The 17930-nt window shown below is 67.3% G+C and carries 16 protein-coding genes and 2 pseudogenes; 9 read left to right on the top strand and 9 right to left on the bottom strand.

Translation table 11 applies throughout. The features are described from left to right. Positions 1–17 precede the first annotated feature (17 nt). From ACAW63_RS14695 to ACAW63_RS14720, 6 genes are all read left to right on the top strand, one after another. A complete protein-coding gene (locus tag ACAW63_RS14695) occupies positions 18–923 on the top strand; it encodes a class II glutamine amidotransferase (protein WP_217985785.1) in 906 nt (301 codons plus the stop codon). Between the two features lie 32 nt (positions 924–955). After that, positions 956–1630 carry a protein glxC gene (locus ACAW63_RS14700; protein ID WP_371226311.1) on the top strand — a complete coding sequence of 225 codons (675 nt, stop codon included), beginning with the start codon at positions 956–958 and terminating at the stop codon, positions 1628–1630. Positions 1631–1649: 19 nt separating this feature from the next. Continuing rightward, complete coding sequence (locus ACAW63_RS14705; RefSeq protein ID WP_371226313.1) at positions 1650–2975, top strand: FMN-binding glutamate synthase family protein; 1326 nt, start codon at positions 1650–1652, stop codon at positions 2973–2975. Between the two features lie 506 nt (positions 2976–3481). After that, the gene (locus ACAW63_RS14710; protein WP_217985782.1) at positions 3482–4801 is read left to right on the top strand and encodes an ammonium transporter; all 1320 of its coding nucleotides are present in this window, start codon (positions 3482–3484) and stop codon (positions 4799–4801) included. Between the two features lie 11 nt (positions 4802–4812). After that, positions 4813–5151 carry a P-II family nitrogen regulator gene (locus ACAW63_RS14715; protein WP_217985781.1) on the top strand — a complete coding sequence of 113 codons (339 nt, stop codon included), beginning with the start codon at positions 4813–4815 and terminating at the stop codon, positions 5149–5151. 68 nt (positions 5152–5219) lie between these two features. After that, on the top strand, positions 5220–5561 hold the full coding sequence (locus tag ACAW63_RS14720) for an SMR family transporter (RefSeq protein ID WP_217985780.1): 342 nt from the start codon (positions 5220–5222) through the stop codon (positions 5559–5561). Positions 5562–5607: 46 nt separating this feature from the next. On the opposite strand, the pseudogene ACAW63_RS14725 reads toward ACAW63_RS14720, so the two are convergent. The 9 genes and pseudogenes from ACAW63_RS14725 to ACAW63_RS14765 all read right to left on the bottom strand — a co-directional run. Continuing rightward, positions 5608–5802 (bottom strand): annotated as a pseudogene (locus ACAW63_RS14725) (methyl-accepting chemotaxis protein); the annotation flags it as partial. A 141-nt stretch (positions 5803–5943) separates the two neighbouring features. Next, positions 5944–6582, bottom strand: a pseudogene (locus tag ACAW63_RS14730) (PAS domain-containing protein); the annotation flags it as partial. A 90-nt stretch (positions 6583–6672) separates the two neighbouring features. After that, a complete protein-coding gene (locus ACAW63_RS14735) occupies positions 6673–9018 on the bottom strand; it encodes a DUF1989 domain-containing protein (protein ID WP_371226316.1) in 2346 nt (781 codons plus the stop codon). Positions 9019–9073: 55 nt separating this feature from the next. Further along, positions 9074–10444, bottom strand: a complete 1371-nt coding sequence (locus tag ACAW63_RS14740) for a flavin-containing monooxygenase (RefSeq protein WP_371226318.1) — start codon at positions 10442–10444, stop codon at positions 9074–9076. Positions 10445–10481: 37 nt separating this feature from the next. Continuing rightward, positions 10482–11339, bottom strand: a complete 858-nt coding sequence (gene purU, locus ACAW63_RS14745; protein WP_371226320.1) for a formyltetrahydrofolate deformylase — start codon at positions 11337–11339, stop codon at positions 10482–10484. Between the two features lie 53 nt (positions 11340–11392). Continuing rightward, positions 11393–12523: an aminomethyltransferase family protein gene (locus ACAW63_RS14750; RefSeq protein ID WP_371226322.1), complete on the bottom strand. Its 1131-nt coding sequence runs from the start codon at positions 12521–12523 to the stop codon at positions 11393–11395. A 26-nt stretch (positions 12524–12549) separates the two neighbouring features. Next, complete coding sequence (locus ACAW63_RS14755; RefSeq protein ID WP_371226324.1) at positions 12550–13566, bottom strand: DUF3445 domain-containing protein; 1017 nt, start codon at positions 13564–13566, stop codon at positions 12550–12552. Positions 13567–13579: 13 nt separating this feature from the next. Continuing rightward, complete coding sequence (locus tag ACAW63_RS14760) at positions 13580–14506, bottom strand: 2Fe-2S iron-sulfur cluster-binding protein (protein WP_371226326.1); 927 nt, start codon at positions 14504–14506, stop codon at positions 13580–13582. Beyond that, positions 14503–15033, bottom strand: coding sequence for a dimethylamine monooxygenase subunit DmmA family protein (locus ACAW63_RS14765; RefSeq protein ID WP_371226328.1), 531 nt, complete (start codon positions 15031–15033; stop codon positions 14503–14505). The genes ACAW63_RS14760 and ACAW63_RS14765 overlap by 4 nt, the downstream gene beginning before the upstream one ends. 240 nt (positions 15034–15273) lie before the next feature. Between ACAW63_RS14765 and ACAW63_RS14770 the strand changes: the two genes are divergently transcribed. Genes ACAW63_RS14770 through ACAW63_RS14780 form a run of 3 tightly spaced genes read left to right on the top strand, consistent with a single transcriptional unit; the run spans position 15274 to position 17745 of the window. Continuing rightward, on the top strand, positions 15274–16392 hold the full coding sequence (locus tag ACAW63_RS14770) for a sensor histidine kinase (protein ID WP_371226330.1): 1119 nt from the start codon (positions 15274–15276) through the stop codon (positions 16390–16392). Continuing rightward, entirely contained in the window at positions 16361–16990 is a 630-nt protein-coding gene (locus ACAW63_RS14775; RefSeq protein ID WP_371226332.1) for a response regulator, read from the top strand. The genes ACAW63_RS14770 and ACAW63_RS14775 overlap by 32 nt, the downstream gene beginning before the upstream one ends. A gap of 11 nt (positions 16991–17001) precedes the next feature. Further along, entirely contained in the window at positions 17002–17745 is a 744-nt protein-coding gene (locus tag ACAW63_RS14780; protein ID WP_371226334.1) for a PAS domain-containing protein, read from the top strand. Positions 17746–17930 lie beyond the last annotated feature (185 nt).

Consider the following 17930-nt stretch of genomic DNA (forward strand, 5'->3'; position numbering starts at 1 on the left):
CTCGAAGGAGACGAACCATGTGCGGAATCGTAGGCCTCTATCTGAAGAAACCCGAGCTCGAAGCCCAGCTGGGCAAGCTCTTCGAACCCATGCTGCAGGCCATGACCGACCGTGGGCCGGACAGTGCCGGCTTCGCCATCTACGGTGACGAAGTGGCCGACGGCTGGGTCAAGCTGACGCTGCAGGCGACCGATGCCGACTATCCCTGGGCCGAGCTGATGGGCGCCCTGGAAGCCCGCCTGGGCTGCTCGCTGGACTGGTTCCAGAACGCCAGCGCTGCCGTGCTGAAAATCCACTGCGACGAGTCCGCCGTGCGTGATGCCCTGGCCGAACTGGCTCCGGCGGTGCGCATCATGAGCGCCGGGCAGAGCATCGAAATCCTCAAGGGCATGGGCCTGCCGGAGGAAATCTCCCAGCGCTTCGGCCTCGCCGGCATGAAGGGCAGCCACATCATCGGCCACACCCGCATGGCCACCGAGAGCGCGGTGACCATGGAGGGCAGCCACCCGTTCTCCACCGGCGCCGACCTCTGCCTGGTGCACAACGGTTCGCTCTCCAACCACTTCCGCCTGCGCCAGGAGCTCAAGCGCGAAGGCATCACCTTCGAGACCGACAACGACAGCGAAGTGGCCGCCGGCTACCTGACCTGGCGCCTGCGCCAGGGCGACAGCCTGGCCCAGGCCCTGGACGGCGCGCTGAACGATCTGGACGGCTTCTTCACCTTCGCCATCGGCACCCGCAACGGTTTCGCCGTGATCCGCGACCCGATCGCCTGCAAACCGGCGGTGCTGGCCGAGACCGACGACTACGTGGCCATGGCCTCGGAGTACCAGGCCCTGGCCAGCCTGCCGGGCATCGACAAGGCGCGCGTCTGGGAGCCGGAGCCGGCCACCCTGTATGTCTGGGAGCGCGAGAGCGCCTGATCCGCACCGAGCAGAACATTCTGGAGACCCTTATGAAAACCATCGACCTTTCCAGCGCCTCGGTGCGCGAACTGAACCAGTCCCTGCACGGCGAAGTGGAGGACCGCGAGTGGCTGGTCAGCCACCCGGACGGCAAGCACAACCTCGCCGTGGGCATCAACCAGGCGGTGTCCGTGGATATCCAGGGCCACGCCGGCTACTACTGCGCGGGCATGAACCAGAAGGCCAGCGTCACCGTGCACGGCAACGTCGGTGTGGGCGTCGCGGAGAACATGATGTCCGGCAGCGTGCGGGTGAAGGGCAGCGCCTCCCAGGCCGCCGGCGCTACCGCCCACGGCGGGCTGTTGGTGATCGAGGGCGATGCCGGCGCGCGTTGCGGTATCTCGATGAAGGGCGTGGACATCGTGGTCCGCGGCAGCATCGGCCACATGAGCTGCTTCATGGGCCAGGCCGGACGCCTGGTGGTCTGCGGCGACGCCGGCGATGCGCTGGGCGACTCGCTCTACGAGGTGCGCATCTACGTCAAGGGCGAAGTGAAGTCGCTGGGTTCGGACTGCATCGAGAAGGAGATGCGCGCCGAGCACCTGGAAGAGTTGCAGGAGCTGCTCAATCGCGCCGGCTTCGACGAGAACCCGGCCAGCTTCAAGCGCTACGGCTCGGCCCGCCAGCTTTACAACTTCAAAGTCGACAACGCATCCGCGTACTGACCCGCAGCGAGGAATTCCCATGAGCGAGAAAAACACCCCGGTGCTGCGCGAGTCCGCCACCTTCGACCGCCTGACCATCCAGGAAATCCAGCGTGCCGCCGAGACCGGCATCTACGACATCCGCGGCGGCGGCACCAAGCGCAAGCTGCCGCACTTCGATGACCTGCTGCTGCTCGGTGCCAGCGTGTCGCGCTATCCGCTGGAAGGCTACCGCGAGAAGTGCGGCACCGACGTGGTGCTCGGCACCCGCTTCGCCAAGAAGCCGATCCACCTGAAGATCCCGGTGACCATCGCCGGCATGAGCTTCGGCGCACTGTCGGCCAATGCCAAGGAAGCCCTGGGCCGTGGCGCGACCATCGCCGGCACCAGCACCACCACCGGCGACGGCGGCATGACCCCGGAAGAACGCGGCCAGTCGCAACACCTGGTCTACCAGTACCTGCCGTCGCGCTATGGCATGAACCCGGACGACCTGCGCAAGGCCGATGCCATCGAGATCGTCCTGGGGCAGGGCGCCAAGCCGGGCGGCGGCGGCATGCTGCTGGGCATGAAGGTCACCGAACGCGTCGCCGGCATGCGTACCCTGCCGATCGGCGTCGACCAGCGCAGCGCCTGCCGCCACCCGGACTGGACCGGCCCGGATGACCTGGCGATCAAGATCGCCGAGCTGCGCGAGATCACCGACTGGGAGAAGCCCATCTACGTGAAGATCGGCGCCAGCCGCCCGTACTACGACGTCAAGCTGGCGGTAAAGGCCGGTGCCGACGTCATCGTCCTCGACGGCATGCAGGGTGGCACCGCGGCCACCCAGGAAGTCTTCATCGAGCATGTCGGCATCCCGATCCTGCCGGCCATTCCGCAGGCCGTGCAGGCCCTGCAGGAAATGGGCATGCACCGCCAGGTGCAGCTGATTGTCTCCGGTGGCATCCGCAACGGCGCCGACGTTGCCAAGGCCATGGCGCTGGGTGCCGATGCGGTGGCCATCGGCACCGCAGCGCTGGTGGCGCTGGGCGATAACCATCCGCGCCTGGACGACGAACTGAAGAAGATCGGTTCCGCCGCCGGCTACTACGACGACTGGCAGAACGGCCGCGACCCGGCCGGCATCACCACCCAGGACCCGGAGCTGTCCAGGCGCCTGGACCCGGTGGAAGCCGGCCGCCGTCTGGCCAACTACCTGCGCGTGCTGGTGCTGGAGGCGCAGACCATGGCCCGCGCCTGCGGCAAGTCGCACCTGCACAACCTCGACCCCGAGGACCTGGTGGCGCTCACCGTGGAAGCCGCCGCCATGGCCCGCGTGCCGCTGGCGGGCACCAGCTGGGTGCCGGGGCAAGTGCAGTACTGATCTTCTTTCACGTCAGTGCAGAAGGCCGGCGAGCGATCGCCGGCCTTCCTTTTTTTCGCCCAGGTATCCCTTGCAGGTGCGGGCCATGCCCGCGATTCGCACGCCTCTGCTTCAGGGGGAATGCCCACGCTGGCGATCAGTCCTGTGGCGGTATGCAGACGCCGACTTCGTCCTCCAGAGGCCGTGCAGCGCCGAACCAACCAGCGCCGTCGCAGTGCGCCGCCATATTGACTGGCAGGAAATTCAAATTCGCACCAAGAAAATGCGTGTCCTCATCCCGCCCGACTCCCGCCTTCACCCCGGTCAGGGAAATAATTCATTTCCACTCAATGGGATAGCTGAAATATCCGAGCGCTCCAGCGACCTTGGCAGGCCAATTGCTATGCCTATGGGGAAATTAAATTGCCCCACAGGAAGGCGGAGCAGCGCATCCCGAAGGCACCGAACACCGGCCCGCCCACCGACAGCGGTCCGGAACCGTCCCCGTCGGTTGGAGGCAACAGGCAATGATCCGGTTTTCACCTATGAGCCGCAGTATGTTGGGCCTTTCCCTGCTGTTCGGTAGCGTCGCCGCCATGGCGGACGAGGCTCCCCCGGCGATCAACAGCGGCGACACCGCCTTCGTCGCGCTCTGTTCGCTGGTGGTGCTGCTGATGACCCTGCCGGGCCTGGCGCTGTTCTATGGCGGCATGGCACGAACCAAGAACGTGCTGTCGATCCTCATGCAGGTGTTCTGCACCGCTTCGCTGATGTCGGTGCTGTTCGCCGTTTATGGCTACAGCCTGGCATTCACCGACGGCGGTTCGCTGCAGTCGGTGATCGGTGGCCTGGAGAAGCTGTTCCTACTCGGCATCACCAAGGATTCGGTGGTGGGCACCATTCCCGAGTACCTGTACTTCCTGTTCATGCTGCTGTTCGCCGCGATCACCCCGGCGATCATCGTCGGCGCCTTCGCCGAACGCATGAAGTTCGCCGCGGTCATGGTGTTCATGGCGGTCTGGCTGACCATCAACTACATCCCCATGGCGCACATGGCCTGGGGCGGCGGCTGGGTGTTCAACCTCGGCGTGCAGGACTTCGCCGGCGGCAACGTGGTGCACCTCAACGTCGGCATCGCTGCGCTGGTGGGCGCCTGGCTGCTGGGCCGCCGTCGCGGCTTCGGCACCCCGACCCTGGCCCCGCACAACATGACCATGACCCTCACCGGCGGGTCGCTGCTGTGGGTCGGCTGGCTGGGCTTCTGCGGCGGCTGCGCCCTGGCGGCCAACGGCTTCGCCATGCTGGTGATGGTCAACACCATGCTCGCCAGCTGTGCCGGCGCGCTGGCCTGGATGCTCGTCGAGTGGCAGCATCGTGGCCGGCCGAGCCTGTTCGGCGCGGTCTCCGGCGCTATCGCCGGGTTGGTGGCGATCACGCCCGCCTGTGGCTATGTCGGCCCCATGGGCGCCATCCTGCTGGGTCTGATCGCCGGCCCGGTGTGCGTATGGTCGGTGGACAAGCTCAAACCGATGATCGGCCTGGACGATGCCTTCGACGTGTTCGGCGTGCATGGCGTCGCCGGCATCCTCGGTGGCCTGCTGACCCCGGTGTTCGCTCTCGTGGCCATCGGCGGCCAGGGTTTTGCCGAAGGCCGCGACCTGTTCGGCCAACTGCTGGTCAACGGCGGCGCGATCCTCTTCAGCGTGGTGTTCTCCGGCATCACCAGCCTCATCGCCTTCAAGGTGGCGGCGGCGCTGTGCGGCGGCCTGCGCGTGGATGAAGAAGCGGAAGTCGACGGGCTGGATCTCTCCGCCCACGGCGAAGTCGGCTACAAGTACTCCAACTGAGGATCGCTGTGATGAAACTGATTACCGCGATCATCAAACCCTTCCTGCTCGACGATGTGCGCCAGGCACTCACCGAGGCCGGGGTCAGCGGCGTGACTGCCACCGAGGTCAAGGGCTATGGCCGGCAGAAGGGCCATTCGGAAATCTACCGTGGCGCCGAATACGTGGTGGAGTTGCTGCCCAAGGTGAAGCTGGAAATCGTCATTGGCGACGCCCACTGCCAGACCGCCATCGACACCATTCTGAAGGCGGCGCACACCGGCAAGATCGGTGACGGCAAGGTGTTCGTCCAGGACCTGGAAAGCGTCGTGCGCATTCGTACCGGCGAACTGGGCGAAGACGCCGTCTGAGCCTTTGCCTCATACCCCGCGCCGACGCTTGCGTCGGCGTTCCTTTTCTTGCCGAGGAGGGCGTGCCGATGGTGTGGTTGAACGGATGGGGTTACCTGATCCTGGCGGGGCTCTGCGAGGTGCTGTACGCCTCGATCATTCCGCGCACCGAGGGCTTCACCCGGCTCTGGCCGAGCCTCTACTGCGGGGTGTTCCTGGCCCTGAGCATCTACCTGCTGAGCCTGTCAGTGCGCGACCTGCCGCTGGGGCTGGCGTACGCCGTGTGGGTCGGTATCGGCACTCTGGGAACGGTGGCTTACGGCACGCTGTTCCTTGGCGAGCCGCTGGGTGCGCTGAAGGCGTTGTGCCTGGTGATGATCGTCGGCGGTATCGTGGGGTTGAAGATGGTGGGGAGCATGCAGGCGGCTTAGTGCGTCGGGCAGGGGCAGGCCGGGTCACCCCGGCCTCTGGGTTTCAACCCTGCTGCTTGAGCATCGACTGGATCTGCTGCACCGATTCCTGGGTTCGCCGCGCGAGATTGCGCACTTCGTCGGCCACCACCGCGAAGCCGCGTCCCTGGTCGCCGGCGCGTGCGGCCTCGATGGCGGCGTTGAGTGCCAGCAGGTTGGTCTGCTCGGCGATGGCGCGGATGACCCCGGCGACCTGGGCGATCTGCCCGTAGGTGGTCTGGATGTTCTGCTGTTCACGCTCGTGCAGGCTGGCGGCGGCCTTCTCGTCGCTGATTTCGCGCACCGCACCGGTGACGTACAGCAGGCGACCGCGCTCGTCGCGCAGGCAACGACCGCGTTCGCGGAACCATAGCGGGCCCCGGGTTCTGTGGCGCATGCGGTACTCCACCACGTAGGAGCCGTCTCCGTCCTTGTCCGCCATTGCAGCGCCGAACGCCTGCATCACTCCCTTGAGGTCTTCTGCGTCGACCACGCCGAAATAGCTGTCCCAGCCATCGGGGAACTCCTCGCGACGGTAGCCGATCAGTTCGCGGAACTGCTCGGACCAGCGGATCAGGTTCTGCGGATGGTCGGGGTCGCCGTTGACCACGTTCATCGCCCAGCAGCCCTCGGTGAGGGTGCGCTGGGTCAGCGCCCAGACATCGCGGTCCTCCCGCCACTGGCGGCGTTCGGCTTCCAGCTCCAGCAACTGGCGCTGCTGTTCTTCGAGCTCCTCGCGCAGCCGGCGGCCCTCGTCCTGGGCATCGCCGAGGCGCCGTGTGAGAGCGGCGTGTTCCTCGGCGGTGCAGGGTGGCGGCGCCTGCAGTGCGGTGTGTCGGCGGAAGTCCACCAGGTCGCGCCAGTCGCGTTGCAGGCGTTCCAGGCGGGCGAGCAGTTGCGGGTCGCAGCGCTGCGGCAGCGTTGCATCGGAGTTGCTGGAAAGCTGGTCGAGCCACTGGCCGAGGTCGTCGGCCAGGTTGCGAGAATCCTTGCTGAACCACATCGGCCCAATCTCCTGGAAGGGTGAGGCGGAGGGCCCGCGCGCGGCGAGCCGGTGCACGAGGGCCCTTGCAAAACCCTCTCCAGAAGCGCGTCAGCCTCGCACGCGGGATTTGTCCGGGTCGTAGGCCACGGTGCCGGCGGCGACCCGCGCGCGAATGCGCTTCTGCTGGCCGTCGAGCTTGCCGACTTCCACCAGGGTGCCGGGCTCGCAGTAGCCCACGTCCAGCCGGCACAGGGCGATGTTGCGGCCCAGCAGCGGCGAGCGTGTGGCGCTGGTGATCACACCGACCTGGGCGCGGCCGACATGCACGCAATCACCGTGGGCGGCGATCTCGTTGCCTTCCAGTTCCAGGCCTACCAGGCGGCGCTGCGGGTTGGTACTGCGCCGTAGCAGTGCATCCCTGCCGATGAAGTCGGCCTGCTTGCTCTTGAGCGGTACGCAGAAGCCGATGCCGGCTTCGAAGGGATCGGTCTGGTCGTCGAACTCGTAGCCGGCGAAGATCAGCCCGGCCTCTATGCGCAGGGTATCCAGCGCATGCAGGCCGAGTGGCACCAGGCCCAGCGGCTCGCCCAGTTGCCAGAGGCGCTTCCAGATTTGCAGGGCGTCGTCCGGATGGCACCAGACCTCGTAGCCCAGCTCGCCGGTGTAGCCAGTACGCGAGACCATCAGCGGCGGCCCGTTGTAGTCGTCGAGGCGACCGGTGAGGAAACGGAACCAGCCCAGGTCCTCCAGGCGTGGCTGGGTGCCCGGCGTCCAGACCATGTCCTTGAGCAGCGCGCGGGCCAGCGGGCCCTGCACGGCGATGTTGTGGATCTGCTCCGAGGCGCTCTTGATCCACACCTTCATGCCCAGCTTCTGCGCCTGTTCGCGCAGCCAGTCGCCCGCGTAGTCCTCGCCGCCGATCCAGCGGAAGGCGTCCGCCCCCAGGCGCAACAGGGTGCCGTCGTCGAGCATGCCGCCGTGTTCGTAGCACATCGCCGAATACACCACCTGGCCGACCGCCAGCTTGCGCACGTCGCGGGTCAGGCAGTAGTCCAGGAGTGCTTCTGCGTCCGGCCCGAGCACTTCGAACTTGCGCAGGGCGGACAGGTCCATCACCGCCACTTTCTCGCGGCAGCCGTGGTATTCCTCGATGCTGCCGTAGCCGTCGAAGTGGGTAGGCGTCCAGAAGCCTCGGTAGTCGACGAACTGGCGGGTGAGGGCGGCGGTGCCCGGATGGAAGCCGCTCTCGCGGGTCAGTTGAGGGTCGGCGTCGGGAGTCTTGCGATTGGCCATGGCGATGCTGAAACGCTCCTTTTCGCTGTACACGCGGATATGGATATCGGTGGGCTGCCAGCCGTTGGCCGGGTCGATGTCGTCCGGGCAGGAGCTGCTGGCGCAGACCAGGTCGGTGAGGGCGCGCAGCAGCACGTAGTCGCCGGGACGCGACCAGGGTTCGTCGAGGGTCAGCTGCTGGTGCGCATCGACCCCGGTGTTGAAGAAGAAGTTGATCGCCGGCCAGCCTGCACGGCCCTGCACGCCATGGGCGGCAAGGACGCGGCTGAGGTTGTCGCTGCAGTTGTCGTGGCCGAAGTAGCCATGCGCCTCGTAGTAGCGCGCGGTGCAGGCGAGGGCGAAGGTGTCGTGGCGGCCGACGGTGTCGCGCACCACCTCGAGCATGGGTTGCAGGTGGCGATCATAAAAGCGGCTGAACAGGCCGGGGCCCGGGTAGGCGTTGCCGTTCAGGGTGCGGGTGACGGTGGGGTCGAGGTCGATCTCGCGGCCGCTGTCCAGGCCACGGCGGTCGAAGGCGACGAAGTCCGAGCATTGCCGGCCGGCGACATCCAGCACCTGGATGAACTGGCCGGCGGCGACTGTGTAGGCGCTGGCCGTGCCGGGACGGATAGTGAATTCGTCCACCACCTCACCCAGCGGCGCGGGCAGCGGCGGAGCGAGCAGGTGCTGCGGGTTGGCGCGATGCACCAGCAGACGCAGTTCGCTGGCCCGTGTCTGGGCATCGACCGGCGTGCGCCCGCCGGGCGCCGCGACCAGGACCAGCAGCGCCGCGCCGCCTTCCAGGGTACGGCTGAACCCGGCGGGGGTTCCAGCCGGCCAGAGCCGAGCGGGGCTGGGTAGATGGCGGCAATCTATGCCGCGCCGGGCCAGCCCTGCACAGACGTGGTCGGCCTCGCGACTGCCGTCGTGGAGCACCTGATGGATGAACGCCGCTCCTGGGCTGGGTGACAGGCCGAGTTCCGCCAGGGCGGGGCGGCCGCCAGCGGCAAAGGCCAGCAGCTCGGCCGGTTGGTCGCCTTCGAGGTCGATCACCTGGAGCCGGTCACCGGCCTCCAGGCTGATTACCGTCAGGCCGCCGGGCGCGACCCGGTGCCGTTCCAATGCGGGTGCGCGGGCGAAAAGCGCCGGCTCATGGGGCCGGCTGACGATGGGCAGGTTCATGCGGTGACTCCGTACCGGACAGGATGGCGGGGCGGCTGGCCGCCCCGCGGCGGACTCAAAGCGCCTTGCTCAGTGCCGGCGTCGGAGCATCGGCCAGGTAGGCCTCCAGCGAGTCGTCCAGGGCATCCAGCCACGGCGTGTGATGTGGCGTAGCCAGGGTTCCGGTGATGAGCGAACGGTGGCACTTGTCGCGGTACCCCATGATGTTTTCGTACTTGTCGTGCTTCCACTGCAGGAAGGTGCGGTTCACCTCGGCGATGTCGAAGCTCGGGTAGTCGGTGGCTTCGATCAGCTGGCGGATGTACTCGCCCTGGAACTCGAACATCTCGCGGGCGTTCTCCAGGGTCTCTTCTTCCTGGCGCCAGGCCAGGTCCTCAGCCTGCATGGCGGCAAGTCCGGGCAGGGCGATGCGCCCGAGGATGACGTCGCGGGCGTACCAGGCCTGGGCGTCGAACATGTTGAAGCTGTACCACTGGTCCTGCATGCCCAGGTACATGAGCTTCGGATTGCGCTCCCAGAACACGCCCTTGTAGAGGTTCAGCGGCCACAGACGGTTGCCGGTCTTGAGCCGCAGCTCTTCGGGGAGGAAGGGGAAGTGGTGCTTGTAGCCGGTGCACAGGATGATCGCGTCGATGTGCTTGCTGCTGCCGTCGGCGAAGAACGCGGTGCTGCCCTTGACGTGGGTGAGCAGCGGTTTCTCTTCCCAGTTCTCCGGCCACTGGTAGCCCATCGGCGCACTGCGGTAGCAGCTGGTGATGGAGCGCGCGCCGTATTTGTAGCACTGCGAGCCGATGTCCTCGGCCGAGTAGCTGGCACCGACGATCAGCACGTCCTTGCCGCGGAATTCGAGTGCATCGCGGAAGTCGTGGGCGTGCAGCACGCGCCCGGCGAAGCTCTCGAAGCCGGGGAAGTGCGGCACGTTGGGGGTGGAGAAGTGGCCGCTGGCGACCACCACGTAGTCGAACCGCTCGCTGTAGGTGCGGTCGTCGTCGTAACTGTGGGCGGTCACCTCGAAGGTGCTGCTGGCGGCATCCCAGGCGACGTCGCGCACCGTGGTGTTGAAGCGGATGTAGGGGCGCACGCCGGCCTTCACCACGCGGCCCTTGATGTAGTCCCAGAGCACCTCGCGCGGGGGATAGGAGCCCATGGGCCGGCCGAAGTGCTCGTCGAAACTGTAGTCGGCGAACTCCAGGCATTCCTTCGGTCCGTTGGACCAGAGGTAGCGGTACATGCTGCCGTGCACCGGTTCGCCATGCTCGTCCAGGCCGGTGCGCCAAGTGTAGTTCCACATGCCTCCCCAGTCCGCCTGCTTCTCGAAGCAGACCAGTTCGGGGATGTCGGCGCCTTTGTCCCGCGCCGACTGGAAGGCTCGCAGCTGGGCCAGGCCGCTGGGGCCGGCGCCGATGATGGCGACTCGTTGCTTCATGTCCGGTACTCCAGGTTCGGGATTTTTTTTGGGGGGGTCAGGAGAAGATCACGGTCTTGTCGCGATTGATGAACACGCGGTGTTCCAGGTGGAGTCTCAGGGCTCGCGAGAGGGCCACGGTCTCGGTGTCGCGGCCGATGGCGACGAGCGCCTCTGGGCTGTAGGCGTGGTCCACGCGCTGCACTTCCTGCTCGATGATCGGGCCCTCGTCGAGGTCGGAGGTGACGTAGTGGGCGGTGGCGCCGATCAGCTTCACGCCGCGCTCGTAGGCCTGGTGGTAGGGCTTGGCGCCCTTGAAGCCGGGAAGGAAGGAGTGGTGGATGTTGATCGCGCGGCCGGAGAGCTGCTTGCAGAGGTCGTCGGAGAGGATCTGCATGTAGCGGGCGAGCACCACCAGCTCGGTGTCGGTCTCGTCGACGATGCGCATCAGTGCGGCTTCCTGCTCGGCCTTGGTGTCCCGGGTCACCGGCAGGTAGACGAAGCGGATGCCTTCGCGTTCGGCCATCGGGCGCAGGTCGAGGTGGTTGGAGACGATGGCGGTGATCCGCATGTCCAGCTCGCCCTTGGCGTGGCGGTAGAGCAGGTCGGACAGGCAGTGGTCGAACTTGCTCACCATCAGCAGCACGCGCATCGGCTGGTTGCCGTCGTGCAGCTGCCAGTGCATGTCGAAGGGCACGGCGATGTCCTCGAAGCCGTCGCTCAGGGCCTGGATGTCGCCCTGCGCGCCGGTGTCGAAGCGGAACACGGCGCGCATGAAGAAGCGCCCGGTGATCTCGTCGTCGAACTGCGACAGTTCGCTGATGTAGCACTGCCGCCCGACCAGGTAGGTGCTGACGGCGGCGACTATTCCGGAGCGCGCCGGGCAGTCGATAGTGAGGATGTAGTGGGGACTCATGGGGGTTCTCGCGTCGGTGTGGGGAACCGCCCGGCGCACCGGGCGGGCAAGGCTCAGCCCTTGGCAGTGCGCTTCTTCTTCTCGGGGTCGTCGAAGGGCAGGGTGTGGGCGATGGCGTTCACCTGCAGGCTGCCGCGTACCTGCAGCGGCATGCCCTGTTCGGCGCAGTCGGTGGTCATGCGGGCGATGGCCATGGAACGGCCGGTGAGGCGTGAGTACATGGCGCAGGTGATCAGGCCGACCTCCTGGCCGGCGTGCCAGAGTGTGTCGCCGGCCTGGGCCGCCTGTTCGCCGTCGAGCAGCACGCCGAAGATGCGGAAGCGCTCCTGGCCCTTGAGCCGGTAGTGCTCGCCGGCGCCGCGGAAGTCCTGCTTGCCGGGCGACACGGTGAAGTCCAGGCCCAGCTCCCAGAGGCTATCGCCGGCCTTCTCGTCGGCGAAGGGGTACATCTGCGAGTTGTCGTAGGGATAGAACAGCAGGTAGCTCTCCACCCGCAGCCAGTCCAGTGCGGTGAAGGCGCAGGGGATGATGCCCAGGTCCGCGCCCCTGGCCAGGATGCCGTCCCAGATCGCCGGGGCGTCGGCGGCCTTGCAGAAGATCTCGTAACCGCGCTCGCCGGTGTATCCGGTGCGCGAGATCATTACCGGGCGGTCGAACAGCTTGCCCTGCAGGTGATGGAAGTACGGCAGCTCGCGGATGCCCGGCACGTGCTCGGCGAGGAAGTCCACTGCGCGCGGGCCCTGCAGCGAGAGGTCGTGCAGGTCGTCGTCGAACAGCACCGCCACCTGCCGGCCCTGGGCCGAGCGGATGAGCATCTCATGGCCGATGCCGGCACCGTGCACCACCATGAAGGCATTGGGGCCGGTGCGGTAGACGATGCAGTCGTCGGCGAACTTGCCGTCTTCGTCGAGCATGCAGGCGTACACCGATTTGCCCGGATAGAGCTTGGAGATGTCTCGGGTAGTGGCCCAGTCCAGCAGGCTTTCGGCGTGCGGGCCGACGTAGTGCACCTTCTTCAGGCCGGAGACGTCCATCAGCCCGGCGCGGGTGCGGATCGCTTCGTGGTGGTCGGCGAGGTCGGTGGCATAGGTCCAGGCGGTACCCATGCCGTTCCAGTCTTCGAGTTGCGAGCCGAGCGCCAGGTGACGCTCGCGCAGGGCGCTGGTGCGCCAGGAGTTGGCCATGTGGGAATCCTCTTGTTGGGGGCGATTCAGGCTTGGGAGTCGTAGGGCCGCAGCCAGTCGAGCAGGGCAGGGCGGTAGCGGGTCAGGCCCTTGTAGTCGGCGATGGCGGCGGGCAGGTCGCGCAGCACGCGGTGCAGGCGTTGCGCCCAGTGCGGCTGGGTGGCCAGCTCGTCCATGCTGATCAGGTAGGTGCGGATGCTGAACATCACGGCGTGGCTGCGCGGCAGGCGCGCCATCGTCTGCAGCTCTACGCGCAGGTGCACCAGCTCGCCGGCGTTCTGCGCAGTGACCTTGCCGCGATCGGCGCCCCACTCGTGGTAGGTCTCGGGCGAGGTGTCCAGGCGTGGGTTGATGGTCATGGTCCAGTTCAGCCGGCGCACCGGCTGGCCGACCTGTAGGTTCAGCAGGAACTTCAGCGCGCGGTCGAACACGCCCATCTGGTGCGCCATCGGCACTGGCGAATGCCATTGCTTGAAGCTCATGCCGGCATCGAAGGCCAGCGACCAGTCGGCCGGCCCGGTGACCATGCCGGCGTCCATGTACAGGTCGCCGTCGCGCTGGTCGAGCAGGGCGAAGTCGCCCTGCACCTGGCGGGTGATGTACTCCAGCGGCTCGCAGGGCAGGGTGGCGGCGTCGCCGTAGGTGAAGCGCTGGCGGATGCCCAGCACCAGGTTGCACCATTCCCACTGATCGCCGTCGCGGTGCAGCTGGAAGTACTGCGGATAGTCAGCCGCAAGGGTTTCCATCAGCAGCGCCAGGGCGTCCCAGGCGGCCGGCTGCATGTGCGGCATGACCAGGCAGCGCGCAGGGTCGCGCTCCAGTACCAGGCCGCGCTCGGTCACTTCGGAGCGGTAGTGTTCGTCGATGTCGAACAGGTGCTCGAACACCGAGCCCGGATCGCGCGACTTCGCCGGCTCGATATTCACCGAGTACTGGTAGCGGTCTTCCGGGAATGGGAACGGAAAGCGGCGAATGGCCTCCGGGCTGTTGGCGAAGGTGAAGGCTTCGCGGTAACGCTCCACCGGCTTGAGGGTCGTGGGCATGGCGTCGGATCTCCTAGAGGTCGAGCAGGATCGGCCCGCAGCCGCGCGAGACGCAGGGCATCAGGCTGCTGGCGCGTTCGCCGGCGTCGAGGAAGTGGTCGCGGTGTTCCACCTCGCCCTTGAGGTAGCGTGTCTGGCATTGGCCGCAGACGCCGCCGCGGCACAGGTTGGGGACGTCGACGTCGGCCGCTTCCAGGGCTTCGAGCAGGCTCTGCTCGGCCGCGACCTCCAACTGCCGGCCGCTGCGTGCCAGTTCGACGCGGAACGGCAGGCCTGGCTCGGGCGCGGCGAAGGCTTCCCAGTGCACCCGCGAGTCGCACCAGCCCAGTGCGGCGGCTTGCTCGCGCAGGGCCAGCAGCAGGCGCTGCGGACCGCAGGCGTAGACGTGGCTGCCCAGCGGGCGTTGACGCAGGATCTGGTTGAGATCCAGGGGGCGCTGCGCGCTGTCGTATTCGTGCAGGCGCTCACCGAGCAATTCGCGCAGTTCGCCGCGGTACGCGTCGCTGATGCCGGCGCGGTAGGCGTAGTGCAGCTCGAAGTCCGCGCCCCGGCGCAGCAGCTCGCGGCAGTGGGCGAGGAAGGGCGTGATACCGATGCCGCCGGCCACCAGGATGTGCCGGCGCGCCTCGCCGTGCAGGGCGAACAGGTTGGCCGGGGCGCCCAGGCGCAGGTGCTCGTCGACCTGCAGCTGCTCGTGCAGGTAGCGCGAGCCGCCACGGGATTGCTCCTGGCGGCGCACGGCGATGCGGTAGTAGCCGGTCTCGGCGGGATCACCGAGCAGCGAGTAGGCGTTGCGCACGCCATTGGGCAGGCACAGCTGGACGTGGCTGCCGGAGGAAAATCCCGGCAGCGTGCCGTCCAAGGCTTCGAAGGTGAATTCACGGATAACCGGGGTGATGGCGCGCACGGCGCTCACCCGCACATCGAACCAGGCGCTCATGGGCGTCCCTCCGCGTAGGGATGGTCGGCATCGGCGCAGACGCCCAGGTAGGCCCCCAGGCGATGGGAAAAATGGCGACGCACTTCCAGTCGCACACCGCACTGCTGGCAGTCGTGCTGCTCGGCGGGGCCGCCGCTCTGCAGCGCGGTGCAGTGCACGCAGTAGATGGTGCGGCGTGCTTCGCCCTGGTTCAGCAGGTGGATTTCCTCGGGGCGCAGGCCAGCCTGGCGGGCCAGGGCATGCAGGGGCCAGAGGTAGGCTTCGTCGCCACTGAGCAAGAGCTGCAGGCCGACGCTGGCACCGGCCAGGCACTCCAGCAGCGCGGCGCCTGCCTGCGGTGCGTCGGCCACCAGTACCTGCAAGGCGTCTGCAGAAAGGCTCAGGCGTTCGGCGAGGACAGCGGCGCTGGCGGGGTCGTCCGTTTGCTGCAACAGCACCACCTGGCTGCCAGCCAGGCGCGGCGGCTGGTCGTAACGGGGCAGGCTGGGCACCGGCGGTGCGCTGTCGGGAAGTACGTTCGCGGTCATGGCTTCCTCGCGGTGGGTTGCCGGTGTGCCCGATCCTGAGGCGCGCAGCCTTGAGTTGGTGCGCGTTGGCAGGTGGAGCGCGGCGTTCTTTCATGTTTCGTCTTGGGGAAGATATTTTCCTGATGCGAATAACCGCTCAATCCGCAGGAGGTGATATCTCCAAAGGGGTAACTGCTGCGGTGACGGACGCCTTGGGGCATGAAAGTTGCTGCCTGCAGGTCAGGCAGATGAGGAACGTGCATGGCGATGGCGGGCGGTTGGCTGGAGCGCTGGCGGCGACGATGGCAAGCCGGCGCCGCGAGGGGAGCGCCGCGACGGGCGGAAGTCGCTCTGTTGCAGGGGCTGGTGGATGAGCCTGGCAGCTGGGCGCCGCTTGCGCGCCTGCTCGCCGAACTGGCGCAGGAGCACCCGGCCGCGCGGCCTTACCTGCTGCTGGACGAGGCCGGCCTGGTGGCGCCACTGCAGCGTCCGACTGACTTCTGCGACAGGACGGACTGCCCGCTGCGCCAGCTTTCAACACTGCGGGCCGGGAGGTGCGGGCCGTGTCGGGAACGCGGTGAATGGCGCCGCTTCTGGCCGTTGCAGAATGACGGCCAGGCCACCCTGGTGGCTCGGGGGCGCGGCGCGCAGAGGCTGGCCGACTGGTTGCCGCTGCTGGAGGTCTGCGTTCATGGCGTAGCCCGCCAGCGTGCCCGGCAGCGACTGCAACAGCACGGCCAGGACACCCTGCTGGCCCGCGAGCTGCACGACTCTGTGGCACAGCAGTTGGGCTTCCTGGCGTTCCAGGCGAACCGCCTGCAGGGCCAGTTGCGCCAGCCGCAAAAGGCCGAGCCGCTGCTCGACGAACTGCGCCACGGCCTGCAGGGATTGCAGCGCCAGGTCCGCGAGCTGATCGGCAATGCCCGGCTCAGCCTCGATGGCCGCAGCCTGCGCCAGTCATTGCTGGAGTCGGTGGAGGAGTTCGGCCGGCGCAGTAACATCGTCTTCGAGCTGGACAACCGCCTGCCCGATGAGCTGCTCGATGACGAGCAGGCCCTGCAGGTGTTGCAGATCGTCCGCGAGGCGCTGGCCAATATCGTTCGTCACTCCCATGCGCGCACCGCACGTATCGATCTGCGCCAGCTGCGCGATGAGTTGCAGGTGGTGGTGGAGGACGACGGGATCGGCTTGCAGGGCGGCGCGGCGCATGGCCATTTCGGTCTCTCGATCATGCGCGAACGGGCCCTGACCATTGGCGCCAGCCTGAGTGTGCAGAGCATCCCGCCGCGGGGAACGCAGGTCGCCCTGCGTCTGTGCGGCCTCACCATCACCCCGGAGGACAACGCCGATGCACAGCGCCACCTTGCTGCTGATCGATGACCACCCGCTGTTCCGCCGCGGCCTGGCCGAGCTGTTCGGCGAGTGCGGCGGCTTCACCGTGGTCGGCCAGGCCTCCAGCGGCCGCGAGGGCATCAGCCTGGCCTGCCAACTGAGCCCGGAACTGATCCTCCTCGACCTGCACATGCCCGGCCTGGGGGGCCTGCAGGTGCTTGACGAACTGCGCCAGCTGGAACTGGAAAGCCAGGTGATCGTGCTGACCGCCCAGGCCGATCGGGCCGAGCTGGTCGCCGCGCTGCGCCTGGGTGCCGAGGGCTACCTGCTCAAGGACACCGAGCCCGAGGCGCTGCTCGACTATGTCCGCGCCTGCAACCGCGGCAAGGTGCAGCTGGACGACAGCCTGATCGCGCTGCTGGCCGAGCCGACGCTGTCGGTGCCGGGGGCGGACGATCTGACCGAGCGCGAAGGGCAGACCCTGGCGCTGATCGCCGACGGCCTGAGCAACAAGTTGATCGCCCGTGAGCTGGGCATCAGCGACGGCACGGTGAAGATCTACGTGAAGAATCTGCTGCGCAAGTTCAACCTGAACTCGCGCCTGGAGCTGGCGGCGTGCGTCCATCGCGGCAGCCGCCAGTCGTGAGGGGAGGGAGCATGGACCCGCATCCGACAGAGGTTGCCGATCTGACTGACCGTTATCCGATCGCTTTGCTGCGGCTCGACCGCCAGGGCCGAATCGTCCATGCCAATGCAGCCTGGGTGCGGCAGATGGGGCGGCCCGGCGGCAGCCGGGAGCTGCTTGCCCAACTGCATCGCGAGGACGCCACGGCCTGGCGCGCGGCAATGCGCCAGGCCGCCGAAGGGAACGACTCGGTCAGCTGCTGCCTGCGCTTCATCGATCCGAATGGCCGCCTGCGCTGGTTCGACCTGCAAGTGAGTGCCGGACCGGGAGCCTTCTACCTGGCGCTCAACGACGCCACCAGTCGACGTCGCGCCGACGCCCGTATCGAGGCCAGCCAGCGCGGTGCGCTCAGCCTGCTCGATGGCTTGCCGGGGCTGATCTACCGAGGGCGCAACAACCGTCAGTGGACCATGGAGTTCATCAGCGCCGGCTGCCTGCAACTGACGGGCTACCCCGCCGCGTACCTCACTGACACCTACGAGCACAGCTACAGCACGTTGATCCTCGAGGAATACACCGAATACGTCTGGTCCGGGGTACAGCAGGCGCTGCTGCGCCGCGAGCCCTACGAGCTGGTGTATCGCATCCGCTGCGCCGACGGGGCGATCAAGGACGTCTGGGAGAAGGGGGTGGGAATCTACGCCGAGACAGGGGAAGTGCTGGGCATCGAAGGCGTCATCCTCGATGTGGCGGGTGGTAAGTTGCCGGTGGTGTGAAGCCGGCCGCCCAGCGGGAGACGCAAATCCGCTGTTGCTGGGGGATGTGCTCTGGATCGAGCGGTTGCCGCAGCAGGAGGTGTCTCCGGACCTCGATATCCGGCCGTTGCAGATGACTGCAATCTGGCCGATTGCTGCCGCTGGCGGCCCCATCGCTGCCGCTCATGGACCGCACTTCGCTGAAC

Origin of the sequence: Pseudomonas sp. QE6 (genome assembly GCF_041379005.1) — a bacterium.
Lineage (GTDB): Bacteria > Pseudomonadota > Gammaproteobacteria > Pseudomonadales > Pseudomonadaceae > Pseudomonas.

Bases quoted from the DNA above. Each gene is read 5' to 3' on its own strand.
- ACAW63_RS14750 (WP_371226322.1), bottom strand. From the start codon at position 12,523: ATGGCCAACTCCTGGCGCACCAGCGCCCTGCGCGAGCGTCACCTGGCG.
- ACAW63_RS14695 (WP_217985785.1), top strand. From the start codon at position 18: ATGTGCGGAATCGTAGGCCTCTATCTGAAGAAACCCGAGCTCGAAGCC.
- ACAW63_RS14700 (WP_371226311.1), top strand. From the start codon at position 956: ATGAAAACCATCGACCTTTCCAGCGCCTCGGTGCGCGAACTGAACCAG.
- ACAW63_RS14780 (WP_371226334.1), top strand. From the start codon at position 17,002: ATGGACCCGCATCCGACAGAGGTTGCCGATCTGACTGACCGTTATCCG.
- purU (WP_371226320.1), bottom strand. From the start codon at position 11,339: ATGAGTCCCCACTACATCCTCACTATCGACTGCCCGGCGCGCTCCGGA.
- ACAW63_RS14770 (WP_371226330.1), top strand. From the start codon at position 15,274: ATGGCGATGGCGGGCGGTTGGCTGGAGCGCTGGCGGCGACGATGGCAA.
- ACAW63_RS14715 (WP_217985781.1), top strand. From the start codon at position 4,813: ATGAAACTGATTACCGCGATCATCAAACCCTTCCTGCTCGACGATGTG.
- ACAW63_RS14705 (WP_371226313.1), top strand. From the start codon at position 1,650: ATGAGCGAGAAAAACACCCCGGTGCTGCGCGAGTCCGCCACCTTCGAC.
- ACAW63_RS14755 (WP_371226324.1), bottom strand. From the start codon at position 13,566: ATGCCCACGACCCTCAAGCCGGTGGAGCGTTACCGCGAAGCCTTCACC.
- ACAW63_RS14735 (WP_371226316.1), bottom strand. From the start codon at position 9,018: ATGAACCTGCCCATCGTCAGCCGGCCCCATGAGCCGGCGCTTTTCGCC.
- ACAW63_RS14775 (WP_371226332.1), top strand. From the start codon at position 16,361: ATGCACAGCGCCACCTTGCTGCTGATCGATGACCACCCGCTGTTCCGC.
- ACAW63_RS14720 (WP_217985780.1), top strand. From the start codon at position 5,220: ATGGTGTGGTTGAACGGATGGGGTTACCTGATCCTGGCGGGGCTCTGC.
- ACAW63_RS14710 (WP_217985782.1), top strand. From the start codon at position 3,482: ATGATCCGGTTTTCACCTATGAGCCGCAGTATGTTGGGCCTTTCCCTG.
- ACAW63_RS14765 (WP_371226328.1), bottom strand. From the start codon at position 15,033: ATGACCGCGAACGTACTTCCCGACAGCGCACCGCCGGTGCCCAGCCTG.
- ACAW63_RS14740 (WP_371226318.1), bottom strand. From the start codon at position 10,444: ATGAAGCAACGAGTCGCCATCATCGGCGCCGGCCCCAGCGGCCTGGCC.
- ACAW63_RS14760 (WP_371226326.1), bottom strand. From the start codon at position 14,506: ATGAGCGCCTGGTTCGATGTGCGGGTGAGCGCCGTGCGCGCCATCACC.